Genomic DNA, 15514 nt, shown 5'->3' with positions numbered 1-15514 from the left:
GGAGGAAGTCTCGTCTGTTTGTCATGGATATGGAAGCGCTGAACGCGACTCCATTTCATATGCGAATAGATGGTTCTGTCAATGAAAGAGAGCTACGGGGAAAGGGATAGAAACCGCAGGTCCCTCCACTTCGCTCACTGCGTGAGCTGCGGTCGGGATGACAACGATGAAAGATAGGTCTAAACGCAAAAAGCCCGCTCCGAGGAGCGGGCTTTGCTTGAGATTATTGCCGGCGATCACCTAATCTCCCACACACTTTCGCGTGCAGTACCATCGGCCCAGCGAGTCTTAACTTCCGTGTTCGGGATGGGAACGGGTGGGACCCTCGCGGTATGCTCACCGGCAAACTTAAGGCGCTATTCAACAGCAAGTACGCCTTTGAAACTTAAACCTGGTCGGCGCTTGGCGGGTTGTTTTTCCCGCAGCCGGGCTTGTCAGCGGGTTTGTTCTCCCGGGAAAGCCGCAGCAAACTGGCGCCACGTTCTGCCTAATATCTCACAACGAAATCGATTGGGTTGTTACTGAACTATCAATGTTGCTGACCATTACAAGGCTTGTTGAATGTCTTTGCGACAGCGGCTGCTGTGCAGAGTTAATTCTATGAACAAGCCGAACGGGCGATTAGTACTGGTAAGCTGAACACATTACTGTGCTTACACCTCCAGCCTATCAACCAGGTGGTCTTCCTGGGCCCTTCAGGGAGATCTCATCTTGGAGCGTGCTTCCCGCTTATATGCATTCAGCGGTTATCACAACCGAACTTCGCTACCCAGCCGTGCCATTGGCATGACAACTGGAACACAAGAGGTTCGTCCATCCCGGTCCTCTCGTACTAAGGACAGCCCTCCTCAAATCTCCTACGCCCACAGCAGATAGGGACCGAACTGTCTCGCGACGTTCTGAACCCAGCTCACGTACCGCTTTAATAGGCGAACAGCCTAACCCTTGGAACCTTCTACAGCTCCAGGATGCGATGAGCCGACATCGAGGTGCCAAACCGAAGCGTCGATATGAACTCTTGGCTTCGATCAGCCTGTTATCCCCGGCGTACCTTTTATCCGTTGAGCGATGGCCCTTCCATACAGAACCACCGGATCACTAAGGCCTGCTTTCGCATCTGCTCGACTTGTAGGTCTCACAGTTAACCACTCTTATGCCTTTGCACTCGACGACTGATTTCCAAACAGTCTGAGAGTAGCTTCGCGCGCCTCCGTTACAATTTAGGAGGCGACCGCCCCAGTCAAACTACCCGTCTAACTATGTCCCTCTCCCGGATCACGGGAGGAGGTTAGAGTCACAGCACTCGCAGGGTGGTATCTCACCGGTGGCTCCATCAAATCCGAGAATCTGATATCAAAGCCTCCCACCTATCCTGCGCAGCAAGAGCCATAAATCATAGTTAAAGTGTAGTAAAGGTGCACGGGGTCTTTCCGTCTAGCTGCGGGTAACCGGCATCTTCACCGGTACTACAAGTTCGCCGAGCAACTCGTTAAGACAGTCGTACGATCGTTACTCCATTCGTGCAGGTCGGAACTTACCCGACAAGGAATTTCGCTACCTTAGGACCGTTATAGTTACGGCCGCCGTTCACTGGGGCTTCAGTTCAAAGCTTCGGACTTGCGTCCTAACCTCTCCCTTTAACCTTCCAGCACCGGGCAGGAGTCAGCCCCTATACGTCGTTTTCGACTTAGCAGAGACCTGTGTTTTTGTTAAACAGTCGCCGTACGCGTTTCACTGCGACCCACCAGAGGTGGGTGACCCTTCTCCCGAAGTTACGGGTCTAATTTGCCGAGTTCCTTAACAAGCTTTCACTCGAGCGCCTTTGGATATTCTCCTCGTCTACCTGTGTCGGTTTGTGGTACGGTTCCCAACGCCTCTCCTTAGAGGATTTTCTCGGCAGCGTGAACTCAGCAGCTTTCAGGCATACGCCTTACTGTTTTGCGCCTCACTGTTAAGCTCTGGCGGATTTGCCTACCAGAACCAGCTTACGCGCATCAAACCCCATAGCCATATGAGGTCCTGCTTATCCTTCTGCGTCTCCCCATCGTCAAACGAAGGTTGGGAGGTCCGGAATATTAACCGGATGTCCATCAGCTACGCCTTTCGGCCTCACCTTAGGGACCGCCTAACCCTGAGCGGATTAACCTTCCTCAGGAAACCTTAGACTTTCGGCGTGAAGGGTTCTCACCTTCATTATCGCTACTTATGCCGGCAGGGTCTCTTCGCAACGCTCCATCAGTCTTCTCAGTCTGACTTCATCGCTGTTGAGAATGCTCTCCTACCACGCACACCATAGGTGTGCATCCGCTGCTTCGGTGTACAGTTTTAGCCCCGTTGTATTGTCGGCACCGGACCGCTTGACCAGTGAGCTATTACGCTTTCTTTAAAGGATGGCTGCTTCTAAGCCAACCTCCTGGCTGTCTGGGCGTTCCGACTTCCTTTCCCACTTAACTGTAACTTTGGGACCTTAGCAGGCGGTCTGGGCTGTTTCCCTCTCGACTGTGAAGCTTAGCCCCCACAGTCTGACTCCCGGACTGGTTGTCAATGGCATTCGAAGTTTGGTTGGATTCAGTAAGCCGGAAAGCCCCCTAGTCCATCCAGATCTCTACCACCACTGCAAATCATCCGAGGCTAGCCCTAAAGCTATTTCGGAGAGAACGAGCTATCACGGAATTTGATTAGCCTTTCACCCCTACCCTCAGCTCATCCGAGCTTTTTTCAACAAACACCGGTTCGGTCCTCCAATAGGTTTTACCCTACCTTCAACCTGGCCAAGGGTAGATCATCCCGCTTCGCGTCTATTCCTGCCAACTTAACGCCCTATTCAGACTCGCTTTCGCTTCGGCTCGCTTACGCTTAACCTTGCTGACAAGAATAACTAGCCGGCTCATTATGCAATAGGCACGCGGTCAGACATTCCCTTACGGGCATAGTCCTCCCACTGCTTGTAGGCACACGGTTTCAGGTACTTTGTACTCCCCTAACAGGGGTGCTTTTCACCTTTCCCTCACGGTACTGGTTCACTATCGGTCAGATACGAGTATTTAGCCTTGCGGAATGGTCTCCGCGGATTCAAGCAGGGTTTCACGTGCCCCGCCTTACTCAGGTGCCTGCTTCGAGTCCAGATAGTTTTCGCCTACGCGTCTGTCACGCTCTATGGATCCTCTTTCCAAAGGATTCGACTAACTACTGGATTGGTAACTCTACTGTTGCAGGTCCTACAACCCCCGAGATACCGAAATATCACGGGTTTGGGCTGTTCCGATTTCGCTCGCCACTACTATCGGAATCGAGGTTTCTTTCTTTTCCTTCAGGTACTGAGATGGTTCACTTCCCTGAGTTCGCTTGATCCCACCTATGTATTCAGTGGGTCATTCTTGAGGTTTGCTCAAGAGGGTTTCCCCATTCGGAAATCTCCGGATATAACGCCTGTGTGCGGCTCCCCGAAGCTTATCGCAGCTTGCCACGTCCTTCATCGCCTGTATCTGCCAAGGCATCCACCGTGCGCCCTTAGTAGCTTGACCATAGAATTAACTCCAAACAGGAGCCACTCTATGCATTTGCCGCCTGGTTACTCGTTATGCCGGTTGAAACCAGCTTAACTTTTACCTAGATCTTTATCTAAAGACACTCAACTAACCAACCTCCCTGCCTCGTCGTTACGAGTGACGGGCAGAGGTGTTGCTCAGCCTTGTAATATATTTACCCAATCGATTTCGTTGTCAAACATCCGATCGCAGCTTTCACTGCGTCCGCCCTGAGGCGCTGAACATGATTCGAAGCGGTCTTGCTGCTTCTTGTCCTGCTCAAAGATCGACCATCAGTCTTGACTGATTGTCCATCTTTGAACAGCTCGAAGTTTAAGGTTGGTGGAGCTGAGGAGGATCGAACTCCTGACCCCCTGCTTGCAAAGCAGGTGCTCTCCCAGCTGAGCTACAGCCCCATACCTGTTGACCAGGATTCCTTGAAGCTATGGTGGGCCTGGGTAGATTCGAACTACCGACCTCACCCTTATCAGGGGTGCGCTCTAACCAACTGAGCTACAGGCCCGGCATCGCCGAACTTACCGGCTGATTGCTGGTCTCCCTACTCATTCGAGAAGTTTCGAGGACCAGGTTGAACATGCTAGGCGGCTACGCCGCCGATTGACCGTCGTGGAATCTGAAGAAGTCAGAGAAGGTCTAACCGTATTTCCGTCTACCGGTCAGGTAACCGGCTTCGGGATGGGTGACAAAGCATTATCTCTGCCGAGGCAGTCCGCGATACGCGGATCGATAACACTTGAAACCGTTTCTCTCTTAGAAAGGAGGTGATCCAGCCGCAGGTTCTCCTACGGCTACCTTGTTACGACTTCACCCCAATCATGAATTACACCTTGGAAGGCTGCCCCCTTGCGGTTGGCTCACCTGCTTCTAGTGCAACCCACTTTCGTGATGTGACGGGCGGTGTGTACAAGGCCCGGGAACGTATTCACCGCGGCATTCTGATCCGCGATTACTAGCGATTCCAGCTTCATACAGTCGAGTTGCAGACTGTAATCCGAACTGAGGTCGGCTTTTTCCGATTAGCTCCCCCTCGCGGGTTTGCGACGGTTTGTACCGACCATTGTAGCACGTGTGTAGCCCTGGACATAAAGGCCATGAGGACTTGACGTCATCCCCGCCTTCCTCCCCGTTATCCGAGGCGGTCTCACCAGAGTGCTCAACTAAATGGTAGCAACTGGTAATAAGGGTTGCGCTCGTTGCGGGACTTAACCCAACATCTCACGACACGAGCTGACGACAGCCATGCAGCACCTATATAGAGGCCTATTGCTAGGCGCCGATGTTTCCACCGGATTCCTCTACATTTCGAGCCCAGGTAAGGTTCTTCGCGTTGCGTCGAATTAAACCACATGCTCCACCGCTTGTGCGGGCCCCCGTCAATTCCTTTGAGTTTCAGCCTTGCGACCGTACTCCCCAGGCGGATCGCTTAACGCGTTAGCTTCGGCACGGCGGGATTGGGTACCCGTCACACCAAGCGATCATCGTTTAGGGCTAGGACTACCAGGGTATCTAATCCTGTTTGCTCCCCTAGCTTTCGTGCATCAGCGTCAGTTATGGTCCAGTGAGCCGCTTTCGCCACAGGTGTTCCTTCCGATATCTACGCATTTCACCGCTACACCGGAAATTCCACTCACCTCTCCCATACTCAAGCCCGGCAGTTTCGAGTGCAGACTTCGAGTTGAGCCCGAAGATTTCACACAAGACTTACCGAACCGCCTACGCACCCTTTACGCCCAATAATTCCGAACAACGCTCGCCCCCCTCGTATTACCGCGGCTGCTGGCACGAAGTTAGCCGGGGCTTCTTCTCTCGGTACCGTCATAATCGTCCCGATCGAAAGGAGTTTACGTCCCAAAGGACTTCATCCTCCACGCGGCGTTGCTGCGTCAGGGTTTCCCCCATTGCGCAAAATTCCCCACTGCTGCCTCCCGTAGGAGTCTGGACCGTGTTTCAGTTCCAGTGTGTCCGTGCGCCCTCTCAGGCCGGATACAGATCACTGTCTTGGTGGGCCATTACCCCGCCAACTAACTAATCTGCCGCGACCCCCTCCTTAAGCGAATTGCTCCTTTGACCCGTAGGTGTTATGCGGTATTAGCTAAGATTTCTCCTAGTTATTCCCCACTCAAGGGTAGGTTAGTCACGTGTTACTCACCCGTGCGCCACTTTACTCAGGACCGAAGTCCCTTTCTCGTTCGACTTGCATGTGTTAGGCACGCCGCCAGCGTTGATTCTGAGCCAGGATCAAACTCTCGTTTGAAACCTGAAGTTCGTTCGATGACGGAGGTCATCGACTCGAACCGCCCTCACGATGCTCGAAAGATCGTGAAGGTCTATATTGTGAGAAGGATTAGACCGTAATCTTCTTCCATCTCACGACTGGCATGTTCAACCTGATTGTCAAAGATCCTTAGCAGGGACCGCCTAAGCGGTTTGCTTGGATCGGGATAACAGCGTCATCTGACTGCTGCCGTCCTCGAACTTGTTGCGCTTTCGTTTTGCGACAACTTTTTAAGAGTATCGCATCTTCGCCCGCCTTGTCAAGCTTTCGTTTCGGCTTATCTTGCCGAACCCGCTCGACCAGGTTATGGAGGAAGCTGCGTGCCAGCGGCGCGCTCTAAGCTGCAGCCGAAGGCGTCTCTTGATTGCGTCATCAAGCTTTTCGCTTGAGACTCAGTCGCAAAACATCGCGCTAAACTTTGAAAGATCGTCAACCGGCTCAGCCGGCGGCGGACATTGCCGCTCAGACGCGAGGAGCTTCACTCCTCAAACTTGCAGTAGGTTGTTCGCTTTATTTGGCGCCCAGCGCCGGAGTCGAACATCCACTTCGCTACTTACCACCTGGCAGACTCAAGAGCCCGCACCGCGAAGCATTCTTGCAACCTTACCACTCAAACCTTTTTCATTCTAGCAGCTTTTCTCGATCTTTGCAACCTCTCAGGGTTGCTATCGAAGGCGTCTTTCGCTTGCTGCCGCCTTTTCAATTTTACTACGCTTTTCGCGTTCTTGCAACTTCAAACTTCGTTGCCGCTTTTGGCGACTTTTCTAACTTATCAGCTCTTTTCGTTTTTGGCAACTCAATCTTGGTTGCTGTCAGGAGCACTCAGTTATCTTGTGTAACGACTTGTTTAACTTACCAGCTCTTTTTGTTTTCAGCAACTCGATCTCGGTTGCGGTCAGGAGCGCGTCTTCAACACTTCGTAACAACAGGATTGATACTACCCAGCACGCCGGCTTCCTGCAAGTGTTGAAAACGCGGTATTTCTGTTGAAAAACGAGTGAATTCCAGCCCATCCGGCACCGGGATACAGGTCTATCTGCCAGAGCAGCGGATTCCCTTGGGTCAGATAGATGGAAGACCACAAGAGGCGGTGGGTTATGCTTCGAGCCATGCAACCTATTTCCCGAGCGGGATTGTTTCTCTGCTGGCTGATTTTTTTACTCCCGGCCGCGTGGGGCCTGCCGCACCACCATATCGATACCGGTTTCCTGAACCGCACGGTCGCCGCAAACGGCACGCTCTATCACTACCAGGTCTATATTCCGGAAGGCTGGAACGACCATGAGGACTGGCCGGTGATCCTTTTCCTCCATGGATCGGGCGAACGCGGCTCGGAAGGTATGGACGAAACCCAGATCGGGCTTCCGCAGGCCATCCGCATCCATCCCGACCGCTGGCCTTTTCTTGTCGTCATGCCCCAGGTGCCCTTTGGACACCACCGCTGGACCGATCCGGACATGATGCAGATGGCGCTGGCGGCGCTCGATCAGGACACGAAGGAATTCCATGGCGACCGCGACCGCACCTATCTGACCGGGCTCTCGCTGGGCGGCTACGGTGTTTATGAGCTGGCCCGCTCCCATCCGCACCGCTTTGCCGCGCTTGTCCCGGTCAGCGGCGGGGTTTTCTGGTCCTATAAGCCCGACCGCTGGAAGGAGGCGGCGACACTCCCCGGCGAATACGCGCGCACCATCGGCCGCACTCCGGTCTGGATCTTCCACGGCTCGGATGACAACGTGGTGCAGGTGAAGCAGGCGCAACTGATGTATGAGGCCCTCAAGCTGAGCGGCGGCAACGTGCGCTTCTGGCAATTCGCCGGCTGGCGGCATAACGCCTGGGACAAGGCCTATGGGCTGCCCGAGCTGCCGAAATGGCTGCTGGCGCACCGGCTCAGCTCCACGCAGAAGCTGCAACCCATCTCCGAAGAGGTGCTGGTGCCGCTGCACCCGGTCCCGGCGCGGATCAACCCGGACATTTATGACGATTATGCCGGGATTTATGAGAGCGAGGGCACGGTCGAGGCCACCGTCCAGCGGCAGGGTGACCGGCTGATGAACCGCAGCCGGGCGGGCGATGTCCTCGAACTGCTGCCGGAGAATACGACAACGTTCTTCTATCCAACCGGCAGCGCCACACGGCTGACCTTCGTCCGCGACGAGCATGGCGACGTGAAAGGCATCCTCTATCACGATGACCGGCACGAGGAGTTCTGGGAGCGCAAGCGCTAGGGACTGGCCGTCCAGGCCCTTTGCCTTCGGCCCCCGCTCCCTTTGGTCGCGATCCGACGGCTCAGGGCTGAAATAAAAAATCCCACGTCTCAACTGCGAGACGTGGGGCACCCGTTTCTTTGCCCATGCAGAGAAAGCTCGCCTTGAATCGCGACCAGCGGGAGCGGAGGCCGAAGGCGGGTCGCCCTGCGCGGAGCAGCGGCCAGTCCCTTTGTCCGGGAGTGGACGGAGATGGCCTGCCGTGGACACCGGACGGCGCATGAATTTCCGGTAAACGGCAGAAACAAAGCGCTTTCTCCGGCCAGAAGTTTGGCCCTCGACGTGCTCTTATCTCTTGCGCAGGATTCCGAGGAAGAGCCATGCCACTCCCTAAAAACCCCCTGTCGGGTTATCCGATGCGTCGTTTCGCGCTGTTCGTTGCCGTCTTCGCCGTGATCGTGGCGGCCGGCACCGAGCCCTCCCACAGCTCGCACCAGAGCTGGAAGGAGCGCTGGCAGCAGTTTGCCGGAAGCTTCCGCCCGCATGCGCACGCCGAAGCCGCCATGGCCGAAGGCGCGGCCCTGGGCACCGTGGACGGCTGGGCTGTCCGCGCCTGCACCGCGGACGACCATCAGCAGACCCACTGGGGCTGGGGCGGCGAGCGGCAGCGCGTCTGCGAGATGCGTACCCTGCGCCTGGCCACGCCCTCGAAGCTCGATATCTCCAGCATGAACGGCGGCATCCATATCATCGGGGAAGACCGGCAGGACGTTGCGGTGGAAGCCCGCGTCGAGGCCTGGTCCGACGATGCGCAGGATGCAGCCGGCATCCTGCACGCGGTGCAGCTGGAAGCCAATGACGGCCGCATCCGCGACCAGGGACCGAGCATGCACGGGGGCAACCGCGGCTATGCGGTCAGCTATACGATCCATGCGCCGCATCAGATCTCGGCCGAGTTGAAGACCATGAACGGCGGCATCGGACTCGAGCACCTGAACGGCGAGCTGCGCTTTGACACCACCAACGGCGGCGTCGACCTGAGCGACCTGGCCGGCGATGTGAAGGGCAGCACGGTCAACGGCGGCCTGGACATCGCGCTCTCCGGAACGCAGTGGCACGGCCAGGGTCTCGACGCGGAGACCACGAACGGCGGCATTTCGCTGAACCTGCCGGAACGCTATGCCGCGCACCTTGAGACCGGCACGGTCAACGGCGGGATCGAGGTGAACTTCCCTGTCACCGTACAGGGCGAGATTCGTCATCACCTGGCCACCGACCTGAATGGCGGCGGCCCGACGATCCATGCCGAAACGACCAATGGCGGCGTCACCATCAGCCACGCCGAAGGCGAATCGATGTAGTCAAAGCTTTCCCCCAGAACCTCCGCAACGCAAAAGGACCGCTCCGGCGGTCCTTTCTGCTGCGCGCAGGGCGGGACTGGCCGTCTAGGCCTTTCGCCTTCGGCTGCAGCAGCGGCTAGTCCTCAGGCGCGCAGTGAGGTGGCCTCGACGCAGGGGAGCGGCGCGACTTCCACGCGGTCACGGCCGTTCTGCTTGGCCTGGTAGAGAGCCTGATCGGCAGCCTCGATCAGATGCGCGGGCCGGATCACGCCCGGCAAGGTGCAGGTGGCAATACCGATGCTCACGGTCACGCAGCGGGGCTGCTCCTCCTCGTAGCGGATATCGAGCGCGCGGACAGCGGAGCGGATACGGGCCGCGACCCGCTGCGCTCCCAGGCCGGAGGTGTCGGGCAGAATGATGGCGAACTCTTCGCCGCCGTAACGGGCAGGAAGATCGCCGGCGCGGTTCAGCGCGGCCTCGAGCGCAGCGGCGATGCGGACCAGGCAGGCGTCGCCCACGCGATGGCCGTAGCTGTCGTTGAGCAGCTTGAAGTGATCGATATCCAGCATGAGCAGCGAGAGCGGCGAGCCGGTGCGCCGCGAATGCGCGAAGGACTCCTCGAGCACCTGATCGAAGCGGCGGCGGTTGGCGACGCGGGTGAGCGAGTCCTCGAGTGAAAGGGTTTCGAGGTGATCGCGCGCGGCGGCCAACTCCTGCTGCGCGGAGGCGTACCGCACCTGCTGGATGGTGGCGCGGAGGCCATAGAGGAGTAGCGCGAGAGCCATGGCTGCGAGGCTCAGCCAGGGCAGGTGCCGCGCCATCAGCGATGCGCCGAGACCGAGCATCACCAGGCAAAAGAGGATGGCGATGCTGTTTTCGAGAAAGATGGCCGTGCGGCCGCGGAAGGACGGAGAATCGATGACCTGATCGTCCTCGCGCGGCTGGACGGTGGCCAGCATGCCGCAGAGGACGAGCCAGGGCAGGTCGGCGAGAAGATCATGCACGCCGCTGCTGGCCAGAGACCGGAGTTCGAAGTAGTTGTAAATGGCCGCGCAGACCGCATAGAACCAGAGCCAGGTAGAGAAAAGGAGGAAAAAGCGGCGTTCGCGCGAGGTGCGGGGAAAGGCGGCGGCGCGCAGGGTCGCAATCAGGGCCAGCCCGAAGTTTTCGAAGTCGTAACAGTGGACCAGCCGCTGCACCGGGATGTTCTGGATCGAATGGAACGAGAAAGAGGCGTCGAAGGCGTGGGTATAGGCCAGAAACGCGAGCAGGGCGGCCTGCAGGATATCGAGGACGGTAAAGATGCTGAATCCGGCCTCGTCGATGGTGAGGGTGACCGCCAGCAGGACGGGCACGATGTAAAGGAAATTACAGAGGACGGCCAGGGTATCGGAGAGCGGCTCGGCTCGGCCTGTAATGTCGGAGATGCTGAACAGCACCATGCCCAGCGCCCAGAGCCCCAAGCCCACGGAAAAACACCAGGCGTTGAAGCGCAGGTGCGGACGGATATCCCCAAGCCGGCCGCAGAGCAGAAAAATGGCCAGCACCGGCATGGCGACCAGAATCGCGTCGCCGACAAGCACAGGCGCATAGCCGGGCAGGCGTACAGAAAGCACATGCAGGGCCAATAACCCGGCCGAGGCCGCGATCATACGGGTCCAAACTGTCCAGCGGCTGTTCAAATACAAACTCCGAACGGGCACAGGCTCCAGGGACGAACGCAGGAACGCGCTCATCTCCAGTTTGCTGGGATGCCGGAAAGGCGACAATCCTGCCTTCGTGGGATGCGGCCCATTCCAACGGGCCACTGTCCGAAAGCCGAACACCGGTTGAGGAGGGAGCAACGTGCTCACACAGAAGCCTCTTGCGGCGGAGTGCGCGGACAAATCTCGACACCGGGTTCGCCATCTCCCACCCAAGCAGAGCTTGGATGGGGCACCCCCGGTTTCCTCTGCTGAAAAGAGAACAAAAGCCGGCTCGCGACCAGAGGGAGCGGGAGCCGAAGGCATGTCGCCCTGCGCGCAGCAGCCGAAGGCGAAAGGCCTGGACGGCGAGTCCCCTAGGTTGTATCCACTAGGTGGTCTGAAACGAAAGAACTTACCCATATCGTTGTCATCCCGACCGGAGCGCAGCGCAGTGGAGGGACCTGCGTTTTTGCCGGTACCGGAGAAAACTGCAGGTTTCTCCACTCCGCAGGACGATGAAACTGTCCTGCTCCGGTCGAAAGGACAGCCTTTTACGATCGCTCTATGGGGATACGGTCTAGAAGGGCTTGCCCCGGAAGAGATAGACGAGCTCGATGACCAGGATGATGACCACGGTCAGTTCGAGGAAGAAGGCGCGGCTCTGGTTGAACTGGTCGACCATGAAGCGGTACAGCTCCTCGGCGGTGCGCACCTTCTGGGTCACCAGATCCTTGTAGTCGGGCACGCCGATCTTCTGCGCGGCCAGCTTGTAGAAGCGCGCCGAAAACATATCCGACAGGAACTTGATGGCGTTGTCGGCGTGCTCGGTCAGCTCATCCACATCGAGCAGGACGGTGTGCAGACGGGTGGCTGAGCGGGCCAGTCGCCAGCGGGCAAAGGTGCCGGTGCCCTGGTCGAGCAGCAGGTAGACGCGCTCCAGCTCCTCAGTCAGCAGGTCGTCGTAGTGGCGAAACTCGAGCAGCTGCGAGTTCGCATATTCGAGCAGCTGAATCGCCGTCTCCGCGCCAGAGGCGGAATCGAAGAGAAACGCGGCGTTCCAGCCGATGACGGCCAGATCGTTCGCATAATAGGAGATGCGCGACTGCATCACCTCATTCACCTCGGACTCGGCGAGGTTGCCGGTGTCGCCGCGCACCACCTGGGCAATCCGCGCTCCGTGCTGCTGAATGAGTTCAGGAACAGTCGGGCAGGGGCGCCCATCGGACGGCACGATGTCGCGGATGTGGAAGATGAGGTAGTCCTCGTTGAGCCACTCCTGATAAGGCTTCACGATCGCCGACGCGGCGCGGGTGAGCTTGTCGCGGACGATCCGCGAGGCCTCGGCCGCGAAGTCGATATCCCAGGCCCAGCGGCTGGCCAGGCCGGCCAGGCGCGACCAGCCGCCGGAGAAGGGCAGCTCGAAGACGATGCTCAGCACGCCGTAGTCGTAATACTTGATCTGCCCGGTGAGGCGCTCGCCGCTGGCCAGCACCAGGGGCTCGACCGGCTCGACCACCGGCGGACGGTCATACTCGACAGCGCTGGCCGAGGAGACAGGAGCCGGCGACAGCGGCCGGGGCTGCGGCTTGGGGGCGGTACGCGCGCCGAGGATCTCGCGCAGGGCATCGAGACGGATGGCCTCGCAGACATCGAACTGGAGCAGGACGAGAACCGAGCCATGCAGGGTCAGCTCCTGCGGCGCGAACTCCTGAGCGGCAGGCAAAGCAGATGGGTTCGTCAGCTCGGGCATAAGAATAGACCACCTCCGGGCATCTTACCCCGGCGAGGTTCAACAGGCCGTGTAGCAGACTACTCACTATGCAGCGCATGGTTGGGATCGACGCGAGCTGCCCGCCAGGCGGGGATAGCCGAAGCCAGCAGCGCCAGAGCAAAGACAGAAACCGCAGCCAGCAGCAGCACCACCGGATCAAAGGGACCGACCTGAAACAGAAAGCTGCGCACCAGCCGCGAAGTCACTAAAGTTCCGGCGATGCCAAGGCCGGCTCCCAGCAGTGCGAGCCGGCCACCAAAGCTCAGCACCAGCCTGAGGATGCGCGCACGCGGCGAGCCGAGTGCAAGGCGAATGGCCATTTCCTGCACGCGCGAGGCGACCGAGAAGGCGACGATGCTGTAAATACCGAGACCGGCAAGCAGCACGGCTGCAACGGCAAAGGCGGCGATGACAGCGGTATTGAAACGACGCGAGCTCTCGCTCTGCGACAGAACCTGCTCCATGGTCGCGACCTCGCTGAGGGGCAGGTCGGGATCGAGAGACTGCACGACCCGACGCATGGTCGGCTCCATCTGCTCAGGCGGCAGCGCCGTACGCACCACCACATAACCCTCATTGCCGTTCAAGTCGTCAGGCGAAGCCTCCGAGCCTGCATCCTTCTCCAGCTGCGCGACCGGCAGGTAAAACTGCTCCGAGGCATCCTGGTCCGGGGAGCCCAGCTTCGCGTCGGCGACCTCGCCCACTACCGTCAACCACGGAGTCTTCGACTTCTCCGTACCCTCGCGCAACCGCTTGCCGATCGGGCTCTGGTGCGGCCAGTAGTGCTCGGCCAGCTCGTGATTCACGATGACCACCAACTGATTGTCAGCGGTGTCGGACTCGGTAAAATAGCGCCCGGCGAGCAGCGGAATACCCATCGTCTGGAAATAGTCGCCAATCACCTGAGTCGGTGAAGCCGAGGCGCGGTCCGGACCGCGGGGGTCAACATAGCCTTCCGGCACCATGCTCCAGAGCCCGTCACCGGTTGCCGGAATCGTCGTTGTGAGCCCGACAGAGATGACTCCCGGCTGCTGGCGCAGGCGCGCGAGCAGGTCACGGTTGAAGGTATCGATCCTGGCCTGGGCCGCATATTGCTTCGGCGGGAGCGAATAGACGGCCGTGGTGACGTGATCGGGCCGGAAGCCGAGATCCACCTCGTTCATCTTCTGAAAACTGCGCAGCAGCAGGCCGGAGGTAGCCAGCAACACCAGCGCCACGGCAATCTCCGCCACTACCAGCGCCGAACGCAGCCGGGCATGGGCGCTACCAGCTGAGCCGGTGCGACCTCCCTCCTTGAGCCTGGCATTCACGTTGGTCCGCAACGAGGCCAGACCTGGAGCAAGACCCGCGACAACTCCTGTGAGCAGGGCGAGCAGCAGCGCAAAGCCGGCGACCCGCCAGTTGAGAGCAATCTGATTGGCCAACGGCAGATTCGAGGGCAGGAAGTTTCGTCCGCCATAAATGGCCATTGCAGCGAGACCGATGTCGAGCAGGCCGCCGGCAAGGCTCAGCAGCGTGCTCTCCGCAATGGCCTGGCGCAGCAGCGTCCTGGCCGTCGCACCCAGCGCCATCCGCACCGCAGTTTCACACTGGCGGCGGATAGCCCGCACCATGAGCAGGCCGGCGAAGTTGGCGCACGCGATGGCCAGCACTACGCTCACCGCCCAGAAGAGCATCCGAAGCAGCGACCGGCTATTCTCGACCGTGATCTGCTGGAGAGGATAGATCACGGCATGGAAGCGGAAGTTCGCTATGTCGGCAGGGTAACCGCGCATGATCCCGGCGGCGACCTGATTGGCATCGGCCTCGGCCTGCGCCACGGTCACGCCCGGCTTCAGCCGCCCCACCATGTTCAGGTACCAGTCGCCATCGGCCTCGGGGGTAAGCTGATCGGGCGAAAAGCTGATTGGCACCCACAGCTCAGCACGATAGAGCTGATTTCTCACGAGAGGAAACTCAAAGGCGCGCGGCATCACTCCAATCACAACGTACGGTTTGCGATTGAGCAGGATCTTGGAGCCCAACAACTTCGGATCGCCGCCGAAGCGCGTCTGCCAGGTGCGGTAGCTAAGCACCGCGACCTGCTGGTGGCCGGTATCCTCCTGTGGAGTAAAAATGCGGCCGAGCAGTGGCTGGACGCCGAGCGTGGTGAAGACCGAGGGAGTCATCTGCGCAACGGAGATGGTTTCCGGCCGGCCAGAGCCGGAGAGTTCCATGCGCGTGCCGCCGTAACCTCCCAGGCTCGAGAAAGAGCGCGTGTCGCGCGGATATCTCAGCACCTCGGGCGCAGTCACCGGCCCCGGATCATGCTGCCCCCAATCGGTCCCGGCAACCTGATCGCCGAGAGTGACCAACCGGTCCGGATGAGGAAAGGGCAGCGAGTGCAGCAGCACACCATCAACGATGGAGAAGATAGCCGTGGTCGCCCCGATGCCGAAAGCCAGCATCAGCACCACTGTAATCGCGAAACCCGGTGACTTGTGGAGCTGGCGGCCCGCCAGACGAAGATCTGAAGCGATACCGTGCATATGCGCTCCCTGATGACCGTGTGTGAACGACTGCCTGTGCCGGTTAGACGGACGGAGCAGGTTTTAGACGCCCACTCCAATCGGAAGTAGCCGACCCGGTCACAATTCCCGCGAAAGCAAACGCTGTCCCGTGCGCGGGCCTTGCTGCACTGCTACACTC

5 protein-coding genes, 2 tRNA genes and 3 rRNA genes are annotated in these 15514 nt (G+C 58.8%); 2 read left to right on the top strand and 8 right to left on the bottom strand.

What is annotated here, in order from left to right; all coding sequences use genetic code 11:
• Positions 1-227: 227 nt before the first annotated feature.
• The 5 genes from rrf to ESZ00_RS09380 all read right to left on the bottom strand — a co-directional run bounded on the left by rrf (position 228) and on the right by ESZ00_RS09380 (position 5802).
• Positions 228-344 (bottom strand): 5S ribosomal RNA (gene rrf / locus ESZ00_RS09400).
• Positions 345-600: 256 nt separating this feature from the next.
• Positions 601-3524: ribosomal RNA gene (locus ESZ00_RS09395) — 23S ribosomal RNA — on the bottom strand.
• A 343-nt stretch (positions 3525-3867) separates the two neighbouring features.
• Positions 3868-3943: transfer RNA gene (locus ESZ00_RS09390), tRNA-Ala, on the bottom strand.
• Positions 3944-3973: 30 nt separating this feature from the next.
• A tRNA-Ile gene (locus ESZ00_RS09385) sits at positions 3974-4050 on the bottom strand.
• A gap of 252 nt (positions 4051-4302) precedes the next feature.
• Positions 4303-5802 (bottom strand): 16S ribosomal RNA (locus ESZ00_RS09380).
• Together the 16S, 23S and 5S rRNA genes with 2 tRNA genes alongside form the textbook arrangement of a ribosomal RNA operon.
• Before the next feature lie 1118 nt (positions 5803-6920).
• Between ESZ00_RS09380 and ESZ00_RS09375 the strand changes: the two genes are divergently transcribed.
• A complete protein-coding gene (locus tag ESZ00_RS09375) occupies positions 6921-8051 on the top strand; it encodes a prolyl oligopeptidase family serine peptidase (RefSeq protein ID WP_164981418.1) in 1131 nt (376 codons plus the stop codon).
• Between the two features lie 359 nt (positions 8052-8410).
• Positions 8411-9391 (top strand): DUF4097 family beta strand repeat-containing protein, encoded by a 981-nt coding sequence (locus ESZ00_RS09370; protein WP_129207811.1) that lies wholly within the window; start codon positions 8411-8413, stop codon positions 9389-9391.
• A 122-nt stretch (positions 9392-9513) separates the two neighbouring features.
• Here the strand turns inward: ESZ00_RS09370 and ESZ00_RS09365 are convergent, their stop codons facing one another.
• The 3 genes from ESZ00_RS09365 to ESZ00_RS09355 all read right to left on the bottom strand — a co-directional run bounded on the left by ESZ00_RS09365 (position 9514) and on the right by ESZ00_RS09355 (position 15354).
• A complete protein-coding gene (locus tag ESZ00_RS09365; protein WP_164981417.1) occupies positions 9514-11022 on the bottom strand; it encodes a GGDEF domain-containing protein in 1509 nt (502 codons plus the stop codon).
• A gap of 610 nt (positions 11023-11632) precedes the next feature.
• Positions 11633-12805, bottom strand: coding sequence for a hypothetical protein (locus ESZ00_RS09360; protein WP_129207809.1), 1173 nt, complete (start codon positions 12803-12805; stop codon positions 11633-11635).
• 59 nt (positions 12806-12864) lie between these two features.
• Positions 12865-15354, bottom strand: coding sequence for an ABC transporter permease (locus tag ESZ00_RS09355; RefSeq protein WP_129207808.1), 2490 nt, complete (start codon positions 15352-15354; stop codon positions 12865-12867).
• Positions 15355-15514: the final 160 nt, after the last annotated feature.

Source organism: Silvibacterium dinghuense (assembly GCF_004123295.1).
In the GTDB taxonomy this organism is placed as follows: Bacteria; Acidobacteriota; Terriglobia; order Terriglobales; family Acidobacteriaceae; genus Silvibacterium; species Silvibacterium dinghuense.
The sequence above is the reverse complement of the archived record's forward strand: the minus strand, read 5'-3'. Positions and strand labels throughout refer to the sequence as shown.